This is a genomic window from Acinetobacter sp. F-1 (genome assembly GCF_022869025.1).
In the GTDB taxonomy this organism is placed as follows: Bacteria; Pseudomonadota; Gammaproteobacteria; order Pseudomonadales; family Moraxellaceae; genus Acinetobacter; species Acinetobacter pseudolwoffii.
Genome location: NZ_JAJKFX010000014.1, coordinates 52,325 through 73,378 on the forward strand (window position 1 = coordinate 52,325; position 21,054 = coordinate 73,378).

Genomic DNA, 21,054 nt, shown 5'->3' on the forward strand with positions numbered 1-21,054 from the left:
TTACGCTAAAAAAACTGCGGCTAGTATAAACTTTTTTCTTTTTTATGGCGGGAATTGCTCGATTTTAAAACGAAAAAATGCCATTTGTTTTAAAAATAAACAAATGTAAATATTCTGCGTTGACAGTGCCGAGAAATCGCGTATTATACCTTTCATCCACTCCCGAGGTGGTGAAATTGGTAGACGCGGCGGACTCAAAATCCGCTGTCAGAGATGACGTGTCGGTTCGAGTCCGACCCTCGGGACCAAAATTCTAAAAAACCCCAAGCACATTCAGTCTTGGGGTTTTTTATTGTCTGTATATTTAAAAGTATTTATTTTCATCATTTCTTAAAATGGTTTTTGACTGAATTTGAGTGGTTTTGTCAGTAAGATGATGATTTATATCTATAGCGAAAAATAGATTAATTGAATAACTTTGATACATCAATCAGACATAAAAAACCGGCGCCTAGACGCCGGTTTTTTTATTTTACATTACTGATCAAGTCAGTTTTGCAAAAGCTTAGATCGTAGCAAGTGCTGCATTCAAAGTAGCACTTGGACGCATCACTGCATTTACTTTCTCTTGATCAACAGCGTAGTAACCACCGATGTCTACTGATTTGCCTTGAACTTCAGCAAGCTCAGTAACGATTTTCTCTTCATTTTCAGCTAAAGTTTTTGCAAGTGGTGCAAATTTCGCTTTCAATTCAGCATTTTCGTCTTGAGCAGCAAGTTCTTCAGCCCAGAACTTCGCCAGGTAGAAATGGCTACCACGGTTGTCGAGTTCGCCAGTACGACGAGAAGGTGACTTGTCGTTATCTAGCAATTTGCCAGTTGCACGGTCTAAAGTTTTAGCAAGTAACTTGATGTTGTCATTGCCTTCTTTAATACCCATTTCTTCTAGAGAAACTGCAAGCGCCATGAATTCACCGAGTGAATCCCAGCGTAAGTGGTTTTCTTCAACTAACTGCTGTACGTGTTTAGGCGCAGAACCGCCTGCACCTGTTTCATACATGCCGCCACCCGCCATTAACGGCACGATTGACAACATTTTCGCAGATGTACCCAATTCCATGATCGGGAACAAGTCAGTCAGGTAGTCACGTAAGATGTTACCTGTTACAGAAATGGTATCTAGACCGCGCGCAACACGTTCAAGCGTATAACGCATTGCACGTACTTGTGACATGATCTGGATATCAAGACCGGCAGTGTCGTGATCTTTCAGGTATTTTTCAACTTTCTTGATCAGTTCATTTTCGTGTGGACGGTACGGGTCAAGCCAGAAGATTGCCGGCATGCCAGAGTTACGTGCACGCGTTACTGCAAGTTTCACCCAGTCGCGGATCGGTGCGTCTTTCACCTGACACATACGCCAGATATCGCCTTCTTCCACGTTTTGTGACATCAACACTTCGCCAGTTTCAAGATCAACGATGTTGGCAATACCTGCTTCAGAGATCTCGAAAGTTTTGTCGTGTGAACCGTATTCTTCCGCTTTTTGCGCCATCAAACCAACGTTCGGTACGGTACCCATTGTACGTGGATCAAAATTGCCATTCCACTTACAGAAGTTGATCATTTCCTGGTAAATACGTGCGAATGTTGATTCAGGCATAACGGCTTTACAGTCATAAGGTTTGCCATCAGCGCCCCACATTTTACCGCCACCACGGATCATTGCAGGCATAGAAGCATCTACAATCACGTCGTTTGGTGAATGGAAGTTCGTGATGCCTTTGGCAGAATCAACCATCGCAAGCGCTGGACGATGTTCTTGGCAAGCATGTAGATCTGCAATGATTTCTTCACGTACAGAGGTTGGTAGAGTTTCGATCTTTTCATAAAGACCAGCCATACCGTTGTTTACGTTCACGCCCAGCTCATCAAATAACTTGCCGTGTTTTTCAAATGCGTCTTTGTAGTAAATTCTCACACAGTGACCGAATACGATCGGGTGTGAAACTTTCATCATGGTTGCTTTGACGTGAAGTGAGAACAAGATGCCGGCTTCTTTACAATCATCTAATTCTTTTTCATAGAAATCGCAAAGCGCTTTTTTGCTCATGAACATTGAATCGATGATTTCGCCATCTTGAAGTGCAACTTTTGGCTTAAGAACGATGGTTTCACCAGACTTGGTGATCAATTCCATTTTCACATTACGTGCACGGTCTAAAGTCATCGACTTTTCGCCATGGTAGAAGTCGCCTTCGTCCATGTGTGAAACGTGAGTTTGAGACCACTGTTTCCACTCGCTCATAGAGTGCGGGTGTTTTTTCACATAGTTTTTAACGGCAGCAGGTGCACGACGGTCTGAGTTACCTTCACGTAGTACCGGGTTTACTGCTGAACCAAGACATTTGCTATAACGTGCCTTGATTGCTTTTTCTTCTTCAGTGGCCGGGTTTTCAGGATAGTCAGGAAGGGCATAGCCTTTAGACTGGAGTTCCTTGATACACGCTGTTAGCTGGCCAACAGAAGCACTGATATTTGGGAGTTTGATAATGTTCGTGTCTGGATCTTGTGTAAGACGACCTAGCTCAGCTAGAGTGTCAGGCACCTTTTGCTCTTCGCTTAGGTAATCTGTAAATTCAGAGAGCACGCGCACAGCTACAGAGATGTCACTTTTGACGATCTCAACGCCAGCTGGCTTAGTAAAGGTCTCAATGATCGGCAGCAGAGAATAAGTCGCCAGTAATGGCGCCTCGTCGGTCAGTGTGTAAATGATAGTTGACTTTCCACCAGCCATATATAGCCCCTTGCGTTGGATTGAGTTTCTGAGGACCGAACTTTTGGTCCATCCTCATTGAACCGATTTGCTTAAATAAAAACATTGAGAGTATCGTCTTTCAGCGCATTTCAGTCAACGAAATATGCTTTTAGATTGAAATTTGGGCGAAAATTTGTACAGATTTGTATGGTTTAGCTGTGTTTGTATTTTGTACAAAAAAATAATTTTCGGCGCTTAGAAATCATTGTGGTGCTGGAAGGAAATTTTATGCTACCAGATTGTATTCACTGAAGATGAGTTTTTGAGCATTGGGCGGGATCGTGATGATCTCGAAATACAAATAAATGTTGAGTAAGCAGATACTATTTCGGGACAATTTCTTCGGGTCAATTGAGGAAATTTGTCTTGACGAATCATCACCTCAATATCATGGAATTACTTTGCGATATACTTCTAAGCATTGATCAAATCATTCTTAAAATTGCAGCGAAATAAGGAAATCGAATGCCCAGTTTATTTATTGTGATGCTTGGTGGCCGTCATGCCCGTGCCAATACAGAAGTTCATGATGTGGTACTGGCAGTAGGCGAAACTCTGGAAGAAACCTATCCTCAACTGAAAAATGCCTGGTTTGCCGAGCAAAAAGGGCTGCATATTGATGCTTGGGCGCAAATTAATGGACTGGAGTTCGAGGGCAAAAATTATCACGTTCAATTTAGCGATGCTGCCCCGAATCAGGCTGCCGAAAAGCTTTGGCTGATTAATTTAGGTGGTTATGATGCACGTGAATTTGGTGAGCTGCACCGTTATGTGCTGGTGGTGGCACAGAATGCCATGGTGGCAAAACAGCGCGGTAAAGCTTATTTCGCCAAGCACTGGCAAAAACAGCATACTGACCGGGTGCTGGATGTCGATGATTGCATTGCGATTGATCAGGTGTATGGCCGATATGTACAGCTGGTGGAGGGACATTTTAGTGCGAATCGCTGGGAAAATACCTATCTTACGATTTAAAACTGAAGCATAGGGCTATAGCGTGGCTGAGGGTCAGGATTCGACGAGTGACTTAAAAAAAATCTTTATCAAAGTTCAATAATCTGCATAATACCGGAAAGGAAAAACAGCTTTTGACTGAGATGGAACATCTTAAATGGATTTAATTCAGGCAAATGGACAACCGCACTATGGACGTTTCAAGGAACTTCCAAAAAGTATTGACTATCAGGCATATCAATACAAGAACCCTTATGGTCAGGTGCTGTCAGGCTGGCGTAAGCATCTAAAATATAAGAAATTCAAATTTTGTAGTATTCAGCACGAACATTATACCATTGGGCTGGCGATTGCCGATATTGCATGGGCAGGGCACAGTTTTGTCTATGTCTACAACCATATGACCAATGATGTTCTGGAATGGAATGCGATTAATTTCCTGTCTCGCCATACTGTGCTGGACGAACAGCCATTATTCAATCACAGTTATTTCCATAAATCGCCTTTTCAGGTCGATATTCAGCATGCCAACGGTGTGCGCTATATCAATGTCAGTAAATACGGCGAAATTCAGCTCAGTGCACGAATCTTTTGTGCAGGAACCGATCCTTTAAGTATGTGTAGCCCAACTGGTATTAATGGTTGGACTTATACGCAAAAGCTCACGACCTTAGGTTGCGAAGGCTATTTTCTAAATAAACAAAAACAAAAGATTCAATTTAACGAACGAACTTTTGCCTTGCTGGATGACACCTGTGGTTTTCTACGTCCAGAAACTGCCTGGTTTTGGTTGTCATGTAACTTTTGGGATGCGACCAATCAGCGGATTGGAATTAATTTAGCATCCGGTGTTAACGAAAGCTTTGGTAATGAAAACTGTTTGTGGATCAACGGAAAAATTTATCCATTGGCTGATGTGCTCTTTCAGCAGGAAACTGAAACTCAATGGACGATTCAATCACTAGATGAAAAGCTGAATCTAACGGTGACAACCGGTTGGCGACGTTATGAAAATCTGAATTTGCGTCTGGTCGGCAGCCAGTTTAGCCAGTGGCAGGCCAAAGTCTGTGGCACCATTCAGCAGGATGATCAGGAAATTATTTTACTGAATGAATATGCCTTGCTTGAGCAGCATTATGCCAAGTGGTAAATCATCTTAAATCAAAAAGCCTTCAATTTTGAAGGCTTTTTGATTTAAGCGATGCTCACGTTTAGTCTTTCGCGGCCTGCCAGAAGGCTTCACCGGCTTGAATCGGATCGCCGGTTTTATTTAGGGTGTTGATCCAGACCTCGTATTGGGCAATCACTGGGTGCTGACTCGGATGAAAGTCTTTTTTAAACCAGTCTCGATACTGTTTGCCCATTCGGGCCAATGTGCCTTTTGGGCCAAAAAACCAGGGTAAGCTCTTGATATTCATCTGCAAGCGTTGCAAGGGACTAAAACCATCATGTTTCAGCATGACATTGGCACGGTAGACGGTAAAACTAAACATTAAAATGGTCGTGCTGACTAAGGTGGCTCGACGGGTAAATTCTGGGGTTTTGGCCACATTTTTCATCACATCAAAAGCTACATCGCGGTGTTCCATTTCCTCAATGGCATGCCAGGCCAATAATGCCCGTACAAAAGGATGGGCATCTTTCAGGGTCTGTTTTTGTCCATAAAAAGTTTCTGCCATAAGCGCCGTTAAATGCTCTGCCGCAGCGGTAATGGCAATATTAAACTGGGGTGAGCGGTGCTTCAGATCATAATTGAAAATTTTATTTAAACGTTCAATAAATTGGTCTACAGGCATGCCTTGTTCGCGCATCAACTGATTCATTTTGTCATGCGCGATGCCGTGCTGGGCTTCCTGGCGGATAAAATCCGCGACACGTTGTTGCAGCTCCGGGTCCTGGATCTGATCGCGAAACAGGCGGACACTCTGAATAAAATAACGCTCGCCGTCTGGAAAGGTCAGGCTCAGGGCATCGAACATGCGCGTCATGAAGGGATCGCCGCCGAACCAGTAACGTGGAATTTCATCCAGTTTAAAATCAAGTTGGGTGCGAACCACAGGCTGTAGGGCGGATTTTAATATGGCGTTCATCTTGTAGATTCTTTTTTGTGACGATGCTGACAGTATGTCGGCGAATCTCGCCATTGTTTTGACAGAGCTTGCCAATTTTTATACATTTTATGCCAAATGAAAATAAAACTGGTCAGATTAGAGCTGCCAGCGAGAATCGCACATGCAAGACATAAAAATATCCAATGGTTATCTTCAGCTCTGGGCGACTTATTTGCGTGATGTGGGGATTGAACCCTTAACTGCCGACTTTCTGCAAGATGTGCATGACTCGCTTGTGACTCTCATCGATCAGCCTTTTGATACACAAGTACCTTTGGAATTGTTGAATCATATTATTTTAACTACTCGGCAACATCTGAACTGTCCGCAGCTGATTTTTGAAATCGTGCAGGTCATTCGTCCTGAGCATTTTGGTGTACTGGGTTATATGGTTTCACGTAGCAGTAGTGTCGCGGAAATGATCGGCTATAGCATGCGCTTTCAGCGGCTGGTGATTGATGGCAGTGAATTCGTGCCTTTACAGTTGAAGCAGCATGAACACAGTATGGAACTCTATTGGGGCTATTTAGATGAAAAATATAATTTGTTAAATGAGCTCACCATGGCAGCAATGGTGCAACTGGGACGGGTTATTTTGCAAGAGCAGCCACTTTTATTGCGTTGTGTACGACTGGCTCATGCAGCTGAAATGGCACAAATGCATTATCAAAAATTCTTTGCCTGTGAGGTTCAGTTTTCTCAAGATTATTATGCTCTGGAACTGGATGTACAGGGGTTAGCTCATGGGTCTGAGCATGCTGACCCCATATTATTGCAGTTGCTGACTCTTCAGGCGGAACAGGCGATTGCAGCAAAAGTACCTGTTGAAAATACCTTGCAGCAAGCACAGCAAATCATTGCCGAACAGTTGCGAACCAGGCAACAGGCGATCAAAATTGAGCAGCTTGCCCAGCAGTTGTGGATGTCGACCCGAAGCTTGCAACGCTTATTCAGCATATATCAAACTTCATTTAAAAAACTGCTGCAACAGCAGCGCATCAAACGCTGTGAGATTTTGTTACAGCAGGGGCTTAGTCTGAGCGAGATTGCTGAAGCGCTGGATTATTCCGACCAGTCGGCCTTGGCCCGCGCCTATAAAGCAGCCACCGGACAGACTTTGTTCCAGCGCAAGAAACAGTTAAAGCATGCACAGCAATAAAAAAGCGACCCAATCAGATCGCTTTTTGATGTGAGGATGATACAGAGATTAAGCGGTTGCTTTAAGGTTGGGGAATCTCAACGCAATCGCAGCAATTGCGAAGATGGCCAGAATCCAGCAATAGTACAAGCCGCCAATCAGTTCAACCGGTGAGATTTTTGCAATCGAGCAGGCGAGGAGCAACTGTGCACCATAAGGAATCAGACCTTGTACCACGCAGGAGAAAATATCCATCAGTGCTGCAGAACGCTTGGGATCCACGCCGTATTCTTTGGCGACTTCACGTGCCATATCACCCGACAGAATAATTGCGACGGTATTATTGGCCACAAAGATATTTGAAAATACCACCAGAAAGCTGATCCCGATTTCGCCGGCCCTTTGCTGCCCAACTTTAAACAGACGGGTCAGGCTATAAATGCGCTCGATTAGCCAGCGTAAACCACCTTCACGTTGCATGATCGCTGACAGACCCCCCAGAAACATGGACAGTAATGCCACTTCAAACATGCCGACAAAGCCGTCATAAATCGAAGTATTCAGCTTGAGCAGGTTAAATTCAGGCGTCGCAAACAGACCGAACAGACCCGAAAGCAAAACACCAATGGTCAGTACTGCGAGGACATGCAGGCGACTAAAAGCCAAAACAAAGACCGCAATATAAGGTAAGACCAGTAACCAGTTAAAATCTTTATATTCTACGGGGCTGGAGCTGCCTGTACTTAAAATATAAATCACAATGGTGCTGATAGAGGCCGGTACAGCAATCCAGACATTGACTTTAAACTTGTCACGTAATTGCACCCGCTGGCTGGTGGTGGCTGCAATGGTGGTATCTGAAATCATGGAAAGGTTGTCACCGAACATGGCACCGCCTACGACTGCACCAATGGCGTAGATCACATTAATATCGGTGACCTGGGTAAAACCAAAGGCAATCGGGGCACAAGCTGCAATGGTGCCCATGGAGGTGCCCATCGCCGTGGCAATAAATGCCGAGATGATAAACAGCATCGGCAAGATAAATTCAGGCGGAATAATCGACAGGCCCAGTTGTACCGTGGCATCCACACTGCCAATCGCACTGCTGACACTGGCAAAGGCACCGGCCAGCATAAACACCATAAACATCAAAATTAAGTTCGGATGACTGGCCCCTTTTAGAAAGGCTTCAATGCCCTGATTGAGTTTGCCGCGATACACCAATGCAGCCAAAATAATCGCAGGCAGGGCAGCAACAGGCGCTTTCACCTGATAGAACGCGAATTCGGTTCCAATCAGGGAATGATAGATCCCGCTACCCAAAAACAGGGTTAAAAATACAATAAGCGGCAGCAGTGCAATGGCGCGTGCCTGCACTGTAGCCTCAGAATCAGTCTGCATAGGAGATAAAAAAGTAAGAGAATAGGACTAGTATAAAGCAGGTTTTGCAATTTCAGAAAACTTTAAATGAATGCGCTAACATCTGCATTTTTATTAATTTTTGCATGATAAAAATAAGTTTATCTAAATATTCAGGATTTTGGCTAATAGCAAAATTAGGCATCTTTGATCATTGTGAAAAAAATCAAAATAATCGTAAATAGACCCTTCCGAATTGTTTTGAAATCTTCGTACAGGAAATGAAATACTCGAGGTCGGTATCGCAGACTGTTCATTGGACAAAAAATAGCGTTACAATGCGACGTCTTGTATTTTTACATAGTCAATGCCTCAAGTTTGAAACACGTTAAGGAAAGCTCAGCCCTATGTCACGTTTAGCCACACAATTTGAACAACTTAAATCTCAACAGCGTAAAGCTTTAGTTTCTTATGTGATGGCTGGTGATCCGCATCCAGAGGTCACTGTACCTTTGCTCCATGCAATGGTAGAGGCGGGTGTCGATGTGATTGAGCTGGGTCTTCCTTTCTCAGACCCGATGGCAGATGGTCCCGTAATTGCTTTAGCGGCTGAACGTGCGCTGGCAGGCGGAACCAATACTTTGGACGCACTGCACATGGTGAAAGAATTTCGCTTGAAAGATCGCGAAACACCTGTGGTGCTGATGGGTTATCTGAATCCGGTCGAAGTGATTGGCTATGAAAAGTTTGTGGCTTATGCTTACGAATGTGGAGTAGATGGCGTGCTGCTGGTGGACTTACCGCCAGAGGAAGCACAAAGTCTGGGTGAAGTACTGGAAAAATATGACATGGATCAGATTTTCCTGCTGGCACCCACTTCAACCGATGCACGTATTCAACACGTAGCGAAACAGGCCACTGGCTTTATTTACTATGTATCCTTGAAAGGCGTGACCGGTGCAGCAACTTTAGATGTCTCTGAAGCCGCTGCCCGCATTCAAAAGATTAAAGCTGTGACTGATGTTCCTGTAGGCGTAGGTTTCGGTATCAGCGATGCTGCATCTGCGAAAGCGATGGGTGTTGCTGCCGATGCAGTTATTGTGGGAAGTGCGTTTGTAAAGCAGTTTGCAACGCTTGCACCAGAACAAGCCGTTATTGCGACGGTGAATAAAGTCAAGGAGCTTCGAGCAGCGCTCGATGAGTTATAGTATGAGTCAACCCGTGAAATCAGGCAAAATTCTGAGCCCATCGACCCCATGGACGGAACGCATTGTTCCAGGCATTCATGTACCCGATGAGCAAACGATCTACAAAGCGACATTTACCGAGCCTACGGTCGAGTGTCCTGAATGTCATGCTTTGGTGACCCGTACCGCGATGTCATTCAATGCCTATGTTTGTCCGCAGTGTGATGAGCATTTACGCATGAAAGCCCGTGATCGCCTGAACTGGTTCTTTGACCAGGTACAGACTGAACTGGGTCAGGAGTTTAAGGCTAAAGATCCGTTAAAGTTTGTCGATAGCAAAGCTTATCCAGAGCGTATGGCAGAAGCGCAAAAGAAAACCGGCGAAACCGAAGCGTTGGTCGTGATTCAAGGCCTGCTAAAAGATGTCCCAATGATTGCCTGTGCATTTGAATTCGATTTCATGGGCGGCTCTATGGGGACAGTGGTCGGTGACCGTTTTGTTCAGGCGGCAGAGCGTGCGATTGAAGCCCGTCAGCCCTTGATCTGCTTTGCTGCTTCAGGCGGTGCACGTATGCAGGAAGGCATGTTGTCCTTGATGCAAATGGCACGTACTTCGGCTGCTATCCAGCGTTTAAAAGAAGCAGGCCTGCCTTATGTGGTGGTATTGACGCATCCGGTATACGGTGGTGTCACTGCATCATTGGCGATGCTGGGTGATGTACATCTGGCTGAACCGAAGGCGATGATTGGCTTTGCCGGTAAACGAGTGATCGAACAAACTGTCCGTGAAAAACTGGAAGAACCGTTCCAGCGCGCGGAATATTTGCTTGATCATGGGGTAATCGATCAGATTGTTCACCGTCACGCATTACGTGATACAGTTTACCGTATTGTTACGAAATTGATGAACCTGCATTGAACACAGCACCGCTAGCAACAGATTCTTTAAGTACATGGCTCGATTATTGGAGCCATGTTCACGTTACGGGTATTGATTTAGGTCTGGAACGGGTTATTCCGGTGGCTGAAAAGCTCGGTGTGACACGTCCGGCGGCCAAAGTGCTGACGGTGGCTGGAACCAATGGTAAGGGTTCAACCACCACCACACTGGCTGCGATTTTGAATGCACAAGGCTTCAAGGTCGGACTGTATCAATCTCCACACGTGTACCGTTTCAATGAGCGGGTAAAACTGCGCGGCATTGAAGTTGAAGATCAGTTGTTGGTGGATGCTTTTGTTCAGGTGGATCAGGCTCGTCGCGAATGTGATTTGAGCCTGTCTTTCTTTGAAGCGACCACTTTGGCCGCTTTTGTGATTTTTAAAGATCAGTTATGTGATGTCTGGGTGTTGGAAGTCGGTCTGGGCGGTCGTCTGGATGTGGTTAATGTGGTTAATCCGGATGTAGCAGTGATTACCAATATTGGTCTGGATCATACCGATTGGCTCGGTGATAGCATCGAGAAAATTGCCTTTGAAAAAGCCGGAATTATCCGGCCGAATATTCCGGTGGTATTTGGTGGACAGCAACAGATTCCACAAGCCATTTTAACTAAAGTTCAGCAATGCAACGCGCCCCTATATGCGGTGAATCGTGATTATTTCTATGAAGCCTTTGAAGATGGGCAAAGCTGGGCATTTGCTTCTTCAGGTACGACCTTAAAACTTCCTACAGGATCGTTGGCGCTAGATAATATTTCTACCGCTGTGGCTACCATTCTGCTGAGCGGTTTAACGGTCAGTCAGGATGTGATGGCACAAGGTATTCAGACTGCAAAGTTGCCGGGACGTTTTGAAGTCTGTCAAATCCAGAATAAAACCGTGATTTTTGATGCCGGACATAATCCGCATGGGGTCGAATTTCTGCTGAAACAGTTGCGAAACTATTTAAATTACAATCAAAACTATAAAAATATCGTTTGTGTGTTTTCAATGTTGGCAGATAAAGATATAAATTCTGTCACCAAGTTATTGAAAGACACGGTTCAATTGTGGAAAATTGCACCATTATCCGTCCCACGTGCGGCAGAGCTCACAGTTTTAGCTGAAACTCTAGGCGGTGAGGCGGTAGAACAATTTGACAATGTGAAATTAGCTTTTAAATCAGCACTGGATCAAACAGATAATAATCAGCTGATTTTGGTATGTGGATCATTTCATACCTTAGAAGCGGTATGGGAGTATTTGGAAGAATGTCAATGAATAACAAACAGCGCTGGATGGGCGGTGTTGTTTTACTCGGTGGTGGTGTTTTATTGGCAGCATTACTCCTGAAAGGTCAAGATGAAATCAAGCAGGACCGTCAGCAGAAACCGGCACAGGTTGCGGAAGTGGAAACTAAGGATGCAGTGAATCATTCGCTGGGTTCCTTGACGGTCGATGTGGAAACAGAAAAGCGTTTACTTGAACAGCAACGCCGTGATCGGGAAAAATCTGTGGCAGAGCAGGAGGCTCGTGCGGCTGAATTTTTAGCGATGCAGCAGCAGGCAGAAGCAGATGCGGCGCGTAAAGCGGCTGAAGAATATGCTGCACTTAATGCGCATCGTATGGGACAGCAAAGCTCGGATAATATTCCACCAGAACTGGTCGAAGACGAACAGACCAAACAGAAACGCTTGGCTGAAGAAAAGGCTGCACAAGACAAAAAGCTAGCCCTGCAGAAGCTTGAGCAGCAAAAAGCCAACAGTTCAACTGAAGCGGCCAAGAAAGAAGCGGAGCGTAAAGCCGCTGAAAGCAAAGCGGCTGAAGAAAAACGTAAATTGGAGCAACAGCAAAAAGCCGAAGCAGAACGTAAGACGGCTGAGGCAAAACGTAAGGCTGAGGAAGAGCGTAAGGCAGCCGAGAAGAAAGAAGCTGAACGTAAAGCCGCCGAAGAAAAACGTAAAGCCGAAGACAAACGTAAGGCTGAAGAAGCCAAGAAAAAGGCAGCAGAAGACGCCAAAAAGAAAGCAGAAGCTGAGCAGGCACGTAAATTGCTGGAAGGTGAAAGTGACAAGCAGTGGATGGTGCAGGTTGCACTGGCAGCCAATGAAGCCAATGCAGATGCGGTTGCGGCAAAACTGCGTGCCAAGGGTTATAAAGTGACCAAGAGTCCAACATCTAAAGGGATTCGCATCATGGTCGGTCCATCAAAGGATCGGGAAACTGCTGATGCTTCGCGTAAAAAAATCGCTGCAGATGACAGTCTGAATATGAAATCTGCCTGGGTGATTGACTGGGTGCCTTTAGATAAGCGTAACTAAGACAGCGTATTACTGTACTTTGGTTTAAAATGGATTCAGGTTATGCCTGGATCCATTTTTATTGGGGAGCAAAAATTAAAAAGGTGACAAAGCTCTCAGGATTAAAAAAGCCTATCTAAAGATAGGCTGGTGATGAACTTCGAACTCGGCACGTCATTCGGGTTAGAAATTCAGTTTTAATCTTGCTGCTTTTTATATAGATACATCAACGTTAAGAGTGGATGTACTTATACATATTCTTTATGAACAGAGCAGTGCTTCGTTTATTCTTACAGTCACAGCCTAGCTTCTTGTCTTCTTGCGGAATATATGTCCTCAGGACAGAGCAGTGCTCCGTTTTATCCCGTGCTATGCACTTCGCTTGTCTTGCGCAAAATTAAAAAGGAGTCCTTTTAATTTGTGTCACTCGAAGCGTAGCTTCTCGTCTTCTTGCGGAATATATTCCTCAGGGCGAAGCAGTGCCTTGCTGATCCTCACTCAGGATGTGGCGTTAAGCGCAGGTAAGGCGTGACCGCGGTATACCCTTTGGGAAAACGTTGTGCAATTTCAGTCTCATCTTTTAGCGATGGCACAATCACCACATCATCGCCATGCTGCCAATTGGCAGGTGTTGCGACTTTATGGCTGTCGGTGAGTTGTAATGAATCCACCACACGCAAGATTTCATGGAAATTACGACCCGTCGATGCAGGATAAGTAATAATCAAACGGACTTTTTTGTTGGGATCGATGACCACTAAAGAACGAACTGTAAGCGTTTCGCTGGCATTCGGATGAATAAAGTCATACAGCTCGGAAACTTTGCGATCCTGATCGGCAATGATCGGAAAATTCACCGTGGTGTTCTGGGTTTCATTGATATCTTTAATCCAGCCATGATGCGACTCCACATCATCTACCGACAAGGCAATGGCTTTAACACCACGTTTTGCAAACTCGTCTTTCAGTTTTGCGGTATAGCCAAGTTCAGTTGTACATACCGGTGTATAGTCAGCAGGGTGTGAAAATAAAATGCCCCAGCTATCACCCAGAAAGTCATAAAAATTAATCAGGCCTTCGCTAGATTGCTGTTCAAAATTCGGTGCGGTATCGCCTAGACGTAAACTCATCTTTTTAGCCTCAATTGGTCTTTTAATGTCGAGATACGATTTAATATGAACCAAATTTTTTATGATTAAAAATAGTGTTTTTAGCTTTCTTTATGAATAAATTGCATAAGCAAGATATCCATCTATCCAGAAGCGCAAAAATCAGTCACTTAATTGACTATGTTGCACAGGGAAAATTTGCTACATTACTTTGCCTTAGATCTTAGGGCTAGAACTAAGGATCAGATTTTTTTAGCGGTTTTACAGCAAAACCCTTGTAGTTCAAATTTCTAGCACCATAATAACGACTAAGAACATATTCATTTGACAAGCAAGATTTAGAGAGTCTATTCATGTTGGCAAGTCTGATCGGAGGAATCTTCGGTACCAAAAATGAGCGCGAACTCAAACGCATGCGTAAAATCGTAGACAAGATTAATGTGCTCGAGCCGACGATATCTACCCTTAGCGATGCAGACTTATCTGCAAAAACTGAAGAATTCAAACAACGATATAATAAGGGTGAAACCCTCGATAAATTACTGCCTGAAGCATTTGCAGTCTGTCGTGAAGCCGCGAAGCGGGTGATGGGCATGCGTCATTATGACGTGCAGCTGATCGGTGGTATTACCTTGCATGAAGGTAAAATCGCAGAAATGCGTACCGGTGAAGGTAAAACCCTGATGGGTACTTTGGCTTGTTATCTGAATGCCATCAGTGGTCAGGGCGTGCATGTCATTACCGTGAACGATTACCTGGCACAGCGTGATGCCGAGTTAAACCGTCCATTATTCGAGTTTTTGGGTCTAAGCATCGGCATTATTTATTCTATGCAAAATCCGATGGAAAAAGCTGAAGCTTATCGTGCCGACATTACTTACGGTACCAATAACGAATTTGGCTTTGACTACCTGCGTGACAACATGGTGTTCTCGCTAGCAGAGAAAAAGCAGCGTGGCCTGACCTATGCGATTATCGATGAGGTCGATTCGATCCTGATCGATGAAGCACGTACCCCGTTGATTATTTCTGGTCAAAGTGAAGATTCTTCGCAGCTTTATGCAGCCATCAATAATATTCCACCAAAATTACAGGCACAGAAAGAAGAGAAAGTGCCGGATGGCGGTCACTTCTGGATTGATGAAAAACAGCGTTCAGTTGAAATTACTGAAGTGGGTTTTGAAACCATTGAAAGTGAACTGATTGAAATGGGCTTGCTGGCTGAAGGCGAGAGCTTGTATTCAGCGTCGAACCTGAACCTGTTGCATCATGTCACTGCAGCGATCCGTGCGCATTATCTCTATCAACGCAATGTGCAATACATCATCAATGATGGTGAAGTGATTATTGTCGATGAAAATACCGGTCGTACCATGCCGGGACGTCGCTGGTCTGAAGGTTTGCATCAAGCCGTAGAAGCCAAAGAAGGTCTGGAAATTCAACCGGAAAACCAGACACTTGCAACCACAACATTCCAGAACTATTTCCGTCTGTATAAAAAATTATCGGGTATGACCGGTACTGCTGATACTGAAGCAGCGGAAATGAAAGAAATTTATGGTCTGGATGTAGTGTTGATTCCGACCCATCGTCCAATGATTCGTGATGACCAGAACGATTTAATCTATTTAAATCGTGAAGGCAAATATAACGCCATTATTCAAGAAATTCAGCGTGTGCATGAAGCGGGTGTTGCACCAATTCTGATTGGTACAGCCACCATTGAAGCTTCTGAGATCCTGTCGGATAAGCTTAAAGCTGCAGGTATCACGCATGAAGTATTGAATGCCAAACAGCATGAACGTGAAGCGGATATTATCGCGCAAGCCGGTGCGCCGCGTGCAGTGACCATTGCTACTAACATGGCGGGTCGTGGTACCGACATTTTGTTGGGTGGTAACTGGAAAGCCTTGCTGGCCAAAATTGAAAACCCGACAGCTGAAGATGAAGCGCGTCTGAAAGCAGAATGGGATGTTAGTCACCAATCTGTTCTAGATTCGGGTGGTTTGCATATTATCGGTTCTGAACGTCATGAATCACGCCGTATCGATAACCAGCTGCGTGGTCGTGCTGGTCGTCAGGGTGACCCGGGTGTATCACGTTTCTATCTGTCACTTGAAGATGACTTGATGCGTATTTTCGCCGGAGATCGCGTTGTTGGCATGATGCGTGCCATGGGCTTGCAGGAAGATGAAGCGATTGAGCACAAAATGGTGTCTCGCTCGATTGAAAATGCCCAGCGTAAAGTGGAAGCACGTAACTTCGATATTCGTAAGAACTTGCTGAAATACGATGACGTGAATAACGAACAGCGTAAGATTATTTATAGTCAGCGTGATGACATTCTGGCAGAAAATTCGCTGCAAGATTATATTGAAGAAATGATTCGTGAAGTGATGCAGGGTGTAATTGCCAATTATATTCCGCCTGAGTCGATTCATGACCAGTGGGATATTGAAGGTCTGGAATTGGCCTTGCGTGAAGACATGTCACTCGATCTTCCTATCGCACAATGGCTGGAACAGGACCGTCGTCTCGATGAAGAGGCATTGGTGGTGCGTATTAGCGATGAAGTACTGAATCGTTACCGTTCACGTCGTGAACAAATGGGTGCGGAATCTGCAGCATCGCTTGAACGTCACTTTATGCTGAATTCTCTGGATCGTCACTGGAAAGAACATCTGGCAGCGATGGATTACTTGCGTCAGGGCATCCATTTACGTGGCTATGCACAGAAAAATCCAGAGCAGGAATATAAAAAAGAAGCCTATAACCTGTTTGTGAATATGCTGGGTGTCATCAAATCGGATGTCGTTACAGATTTATCGCGTATTCATGTTCCAACACCTGAAGAGCTGGCTGAAATGGAAGCGCAGCAGCTGGCACAGGCTGAGGCAATGCGTTTGCAGTTATCTCATGATGAGTTCGACGGTTTACTGGCAGATGAACATGAAAATACGACTGAACAAAATGCTGAGGCAAATCCGGTAGCGCCAGTCTTTGAAGCGCCGGCAAGCCGTAATGCACCTTGTCCATGTGGTTCAGGCCTGAAATATAAACAGTGTCATGGCAGAATCTAAGCGATATTGAAAATCAGAGCCACATGGCTCTGATTTTTTATGTATAAAGATTTTTCAGAAACTGAATACTATTTGCAGTCCTGCGGATTAAATGGTATTTAATGGCTCATTCAACACCGAAAAGTGGAATAACCTGAATGAAAAAAGTATTAAAAACGCTCATGATTGCCGCTTTGGCCATGCCTGCTTTAAGTTTTGCAGAAACTGCAGCCACCACGACACTTGATAAAGTTCAGCAAGCAGTGGGTTCTACTACAGCTCAAGTACAACGTACAGATGAACAAGTGACCGTGGCCAGCCCGCGTACCGGGATTCGTTATACCTTTGCCAATCAGAATCGCCCGATTGTGTTGCAGACCGCTGCGATCGCACCGGCCAATGCGGCCAATGCAGATCGTATTGTGGCATCTAATCCGGCACTTTCTGCCGCGAGTCAGCAGCAAGCGAAGCAGGCTTTATTAAATGAAGCAGGGCAACTTGCGAAAAATTAAAATCCCCGATTTTTGAAAATGCAGAAACCAGTCTTGATGACTGGTTTTTTATTGTGAAAATCCATCATAAATCTCAAGCTTACTCAGGCTTTGGCTCGATTTTTTGTTGCAGATCAACTAAGCTGTATTTTTCCGAAACTTCAATATTGGACTTTAAAATGGCAGTTGGTGACGTATCTATGCCACAGATGCATGTGGTGAAAGGGGTTAAAATTGGTTCGGCTGAAGCCTATGTGCGCTATCAGAACCGACGTGACCTGGTGATATTTGAACTGGCTCCAGGCTCCAATGTTGCAGGGGTATTTACTCAAAATGCCTTCTGTGCAGCCCCTGTGCATGTATCTAAAGCGCATTTACAGGTAGGGAATCCGCGTTACCTGGTGATCAATACCGGCAATGCCAATGCAGGAACCGGCCCTACAGGCATGGCAAATGCAGAAGCCACCTGTGCCAAGCTGGCTGAACTGGCAGGGGTACAGGCTGCTGAAGTTTTACCATTCTCTACGGGTGTCATTGGCGAGCAATTGCCAATGGAGCGTTTGCTCAGCGGTTTACAACCTGCGCTAGACTCATTGCGTGATGATGCCTGGGTCGATGCTGCAACGGGAATCATGACCACAGATACTACACCGAAAGGCGCTTCAGAGCAGTTCGAGCTGGATGGTGTCACCTATACCATGACCGGTATTTCCAAGGGTGCCGGCATGATTCGTCCAAATATGGCGACTATGCTGGGTTATGTGGCAACCGATGCTCCAATCAGCCGTGAACTGGTTCAGCAGTTATTAACAGAAACAGTAAATGTGTCGTTTAACCGCATTACTATCGATGGTGATACTTCAACCAATGATTCCTGCATCTTGATTGCCACAGGTCAAGGCGGGGGGGCTGAAATTACTTCGACTGAAGATCCACGTTATGCAGTCGTGCTTGATGTGTTAATGCGTACCATGAAACGCTTGGCGCAACTGATTGTGCGTGATGGTGAAGGTGCCACCAAATTTATTACAGTTGCGGTAGAAGGTGGTGCTAATATTCAGGAATGCTGTGATGTGGCTTATAGCATTGCACATTCGCCATTGGTTAAAACTGCGATTTTTGCTTCTGATCCAAACTGGGGGCGTATTCTGGCAGCGATTGGTTATGCTGGTGTGCCGAATTTAGACGTTGCAAAAATTCAGGTTTGGTTAGATGATGTACAAATCTGTAAAGATGGTGGTGCGGCGGCAGACTATACTGAAGCAGCTGGTGCAGGTGTGATGGCCCAAGCTGAAATGACGATTCGTGTTGATCTTGGACGTGGTACAGCGAAAGACACGGTCTATACCTGTGACCTGTCTTATGATTACGTCAAGATTAATGCAGATTATCGTTCATAATTCAGATCGTTTCTAAAGCCTCCGTTGTGGGGCTTTTTTTATATCTTATGATTTTTAATGACTGGTCAAAAATGGCATTTTGCCAATTGTGATTAGGGTGTAGGGTAAATGTCCGTGTCATAACGGATAATTAGGGTAGAGTAAGAGTTGTTATGAATAGTGCGACCAAATTAATAGCCAATGAAGCAAAGTCGATTGTGCAGGCGCATTTAGATCGTTTAGGCGTTCCTCAAGAACATCAAATGAGCCAGCAGGAAAAATTAGACAAATTTGCACAAATCAAGGCTGAACTGGAAAAACAGGATGCCGTTTTGGTGGCGCATTATTATTGCGATCCTGAAGTACAAGAACTGGCTGAGTTGACCGGTGGTTGTGTTTCGGATTCTCTGGAAATGGCACGTTTTGGTCGCGATCATTCAGCCTCTACGTTGGTAGTGGCAGGAGTGAAATTTATGGGTGAAACCTCAAAAATTTTATCTCCAGATAAAACCGTGCTGATGCCAACCCTGGAAGCGACCTGTTCACTGGATCTTGGTTGTCCGGTTGATGAATTTACAGCTTTCTGCGATGCGCACCCCGATCATACCGTGGTGGTGTATGCCAATACTTCCGCAGCGGTGAAAACACGTGCCGATTGGGTGGTGACTTCTAGCTGTGCAGTGGAAATTATTGAACATCTGGATAGTCTCGGTGAAAAAATTATCTGGGCGCCGGATCAGCACTTGGGCCGATATATCCAAAGCAAAACCGGTGCAGAAATGTTGCTCTGGGATGGTGCCTGTATCGTGCATGAAGAATTCCGTTCACGCGGTATTGTCAATATGAAAGCACTCTATCCCGATGCTGCGGTGTTGGTACATCCGGAATCCCCCATGTCTGTAGTCGAGATTGCCGATGCAGTAGGCAGTACCTCGCAACTGATTAAAGCCGCACAGACTTTGCCACATCAGCGTTTAATTGTGGCTACGGATCGTGGTATCTTCTATAAAATGCAGCAAGCAGTTCCCGATAAAATCCTGATTGAGGCACCAACTGCGGGGGAAGGGGCAACCTGTCGTTCTTGTGCGCATTGTCCGTGGATGGCAATGAATGAGCTGGATGGTATTTTGCATGTATTACAGCATAAGGATCAGGAAGTACATGTCGATCCTGTACTGGCTGAACGCGCAAAACTGCCTCTAGATCGCATGTTGAATTTTAGTGCCGGACTAAAACGTTAAAATTTGTATAAAAAATGTCTGAAGCGCTTGATAAATAAACGCTTGGCGCGTTTTTTAGGTTTTTTTTTAAGATAGGTGTTGACGTCTCCGGGCGTCACGCCTAGAATGCACACCGTACCGAACGATGTTCGATACGAAAGCTGAGATGAATCGGAGCATAGCACAGCCTGGTAGTGCACCTGGTTTGGGACCAGGGGGTCGTAGGTTCGAATCCTACTGCTCCGACCAATTCTTCAAGGCAAATGATGTTTGCATCAGTAACGCGCTTGTAGCTCAGTTGGATAGAGCATCCGCCTTCTAAGCGGATGGTCACAGGTTCGAATCCTGTCAGGCGCGCCATTTGGTCGCTTGATGTTAAGAATCAAAATGATGGTGGATGTAGCTCAGTTGGTAGAGCCCTGGATTGTGATTCCAGTTGTCGCGGGTTCGAATCCCGTCATTCACCCCAACTTTTAAAGTTGAAATCGGAGCATAGCACAGCCTGGTAGTGCACCTGGTTTGGGACCAGGGGGTCGTAGGTTCGAATCCTACTGCTCCGACCATCTCTTTCAAGATGGTCGAGATAAAAGATACCGCGTTAAGCGGTTTTTTTATGTCTGAAATTTAATAAGTATAAAATATATACAGTATTATTTGTCGTGACTTATTTTTAACAACTATCAAGTAGTCACTGCTAAATCCATATCAGTTTATCTTTGATGCAACTTAATTCAGTCATTTATTTATGGTGAAATTCTCATCCGAGGTCTAATAGTTTGTTTGGATTCAAACATACATTTATATCTGGAGAATAAGGTTTCTAAAAAGGAAGGAGGTGATAATGCTCTGACTATTTTATTTGAACAGGTGTATATACGTTTGAAAATCTAAATACAGTTGTGTAAATAAAATGGGTGGTGAGAATGATCTTTCAGCTATTAAAAATTTATTTTGATCGGCATATAAATATTGAACCGCCCCAAAAAGTGCTCTTGCACTTAATTAAACCGCATAAATTTCCTTAAGATGTTTAAATATTGCCCAGCAGAGAGTAAAAACTGCATTTTC

General features: G+C 44.7%; 15 protein-coding genes and 5 tRNA genes. 16 read left to right on the forward strand and 4 right to left on the reverse strand.

Annotated features, from left to right (window positions below):
• Positions 1–161: 161 nt before the first annotated feature.
• Positions 162–248: transfer RNA gene (locus LOZ91_RS12295), tRNA-Leu, on the forward strand.
• Between the two features lie 257 nt (positions 249–505).
• Here LOZ91_RS12295 and LOZ91_RS12300 read toward each other — a convergent pair.
• A complete protein-coding gene (locus LOZ91_RS12300; RefSeq protein ID WP_005168597.1) occupies positions 506–2,737 on the reverse strand; it encodes an NADP-dependent isocitrate dehydrogenase in 2,232 nt (743 codons plus the stop codon).
• A gap of 486 nt (positions 2,738–3,223) precedes the next feature.
• On the opposite strand from LOZ91_RS12300, the gene LOZ91_RS12305 reads away from it, so the two are divergent.
• Positions 3,224–3,733, forward strand: coding sequence for a DUF1543 domain-containing protein (locus LOZ91_RS12305; protein WP_005098068.1), 510 nt, complete (start codon positions 3,224–3,226; stop codon positions 3,731–3,733).
• Between the two features lie 136 nt (positions 3,734–3,869).
• Positions 3,870–4,862: a DUF2804 domain-containing protein gene (locus tag LOZ91_RS12310; protein ID WP_100329830.1), complete on the forward strand. Its 993-nt coding sequence runs from the start codon at positions 3,870–3,872 to the stop codon at positions 4,860–4,862.
• Between the two features lie 61 nt (positions 4,863–4,923).
• Here the strand turns inward: LOZ91_RS12310 and LOZ91_RS12315 are convergent, their stop codons facing one another.
• Positions 4,924–5,802, reverse strand: coding sequence for a metal-dependent hydrolase (locus LOZ91_RS12315; protein WP_244783282.1), 879 nt, complete (start codon positions 5,800–5,802; stop codon positions 4,924–4,926).
• 142 nt (positions 5,803–5,944) lie between these two features.
• Between LOZ91_RS12315 and LOZ91_RS12320 the strand changes: the two genes are divergently transcribed.
• Entirely contained in the window at positions 5,945–6,982 is a 1,038-nt protein-coding gene (locus tag LOZ91_RS12320) for an AraC family transcriptional regulator (protein ID WP_005098065.1), read from the forward strand.
• Positions 6,983–7,030: 48 nt separating this feature from the next.
• Here the strand turns inward: LOZ91_RS12320 and LOZ91_RS12325 are convergent, their stop codons facing one another.
• The gene (locus tag LOZ91_RS12325) at positions 7,031–8,365 is read right to left on the reverse strand and encodes a Na+/H+ antiporter NhaC family protein (protein ID WP_005098063.1); all 1,335 of its coding nucleotides are present in this window, start codon (positions 8,363–8,365) and stop codon (positions 7,031–7,033) included.
• Between the two features lie 365 nt (positions 8,366–8,730).
• Here LOZ91_RS12325 and trpA point away from each other — a divergent pair, with 365 nt between their 5' ends.
• The 4 genes from trpA to LOZ91_RS12345 are packed head-to-tail and all read left to right on the forward strand — an operon-like array spanning position 8,731 to position 12,749.
• Positions 8,731–9,531: a tryptophan synthase subunit alpha gene (gene trpA / locus LOZ91_RS12330; protein ID WP_180050911.1), complete on the forward strand. Its 801-nt coding sequence runs from the start codon at positions 8,731–8,733 to the stop codon at positions 9,529–9,531.
• Between the two features lies 1 nt (position 9,532).
• On the forward strand, positions 9,533–10,429 hold the full coding sequence (accD, locus tag LOZ91_RS12335) for an acetyl-CoA carboxylase, carboxyltransferase subunit beta (protein WP_034608357.1): 897 nt from the start codon (positions 9,533–9,535) through the stop codon (positions 10,427–10,429).
• Positions 10,426–11,709, forward strand: a complete 1,284-nt coding sequence (folC, locus tag LOZ91_RS12340; RefSeq protein WP_244783283.1) for a bifunctional tetrahydrofolate synthase/dihydrofolate synthase — start codon at positions 10,426–10,428, stop codon at positions 11,707–11,709. Before accD ends, folC begins: the two co-directional genes overlap by 4 nt.
• Positions 11,706–12,749, forward strand: a complete 1,044-nt coding sequence (locus tag LOZ91_RS12345; RefSeq protein ID WP_180041036.1) for an SPOR domain-containing protein — start codon at positions 11,706–11,708, stop codon at positions 12,747–12,749. The genes folC and LOZ91_RS12345 overlap by 4 nt, the downstream gene beginning before the upstream one ends.
• Positions 12,750–13,222: 473 nt before the next feature.
• Here the strand turns inward: LOZ91_RS12345 and LOZ91_RS12350 are convergent, their stop codons facing one another.
• Entirely contained in the window at positions 13,223–13,858 is a 636-nt protein-coding gene (locus LOZ91_RS12350) for a peroxiredoxin (protein WP_244783285.1), read from the reverse strand.
• 332 nt (positions 13,859–14,190) lie between these two features.
• Here LOZ91_RS12350 and secA point away from each other — a divergent pair, with 332 nt between their 5' ends.
• From secA to LOZ91_RS12390, 8 genes are all read left to right on the forward strand, one after another.
• Positions 14,191–16,917 carry a preprotein translocase subunit SecA gene (gene secA, locus LOZ91_RS12355; RefSeq protein ID WP_244783287.1) on the forward strand — a complete coding sequence of 909 codons (2,727 nt, stop codon included), beginning with the start codon at positions 14,191–14,193 and terminating at the stop codon, positions 16,915–16,917.
• 137 nt (positions 16,918–17,054) lie between these two features.
• On the forward strand, positions 17,055–17,408 hold the full coding sequence (locus tag LOZ91_RS12360) for a hypothetical protein (protein ID WP_005098054.1): 354 nt from the start codon (positions 17,055–17,057) through the stop codon (positions 17,406–17,408).
• Between the two features lie 158 nt (positions 17,409–17,566).
• Positions 17,567–18,787: a bifunctional glutamate N-acetyltransferase/amino-acid acetyltransferase ArgJ gene (gene argJ / locus LOZ91_RS12365; protein ID WP_244783288.1), complete on the forward strand. Its 1,221-nt coding sequence runs from the start codon at positions 17,567–17,569 to the stop codon at positions 18,785–18,787.
• A gap of 152 nt (positions 18,788–18,939) precedes the next feature.
• Positions 18,940–20,007, forward strand: coding sequence for a quinolinate synthase NadA (gene nadA, locus LOZ91_RS12370; protein WP_244783289.1), 1,068 nt, complete (start codon positions 18,940–18,942; stop codon positions 20,005–20,007).
• Positions 20,008–20,158: 151 nt separating this feature from the next.
• Positions 20,159–20,235 (forward strand) — tRNA-Pro (locus tag LOZ91_RS12375).
• Positions 20,236–20,269: 34 nt separating this feature from the next.
• Positions 20,270–20,346: transfer RNA gene (locus LOZ91_RS12380), tRNA-Arg, on the forward strand.
• Positions 20,347–20,379: 33 nt separating this feature from the next.
• Positions 20,380–20,455, forward strand: a tRNA-His gene (locus LOZ91_RS12385).
• 17 nt (positions 20,456–20,472) lie between these two features.
• Positions 20,473–20,549, forward strand: a tRNA-Pro gene (locus tag LOZ91_RS12390).
• The last annotated feature ends 505 nt before the right edge of the window (positions 20,550–21,054 follow it).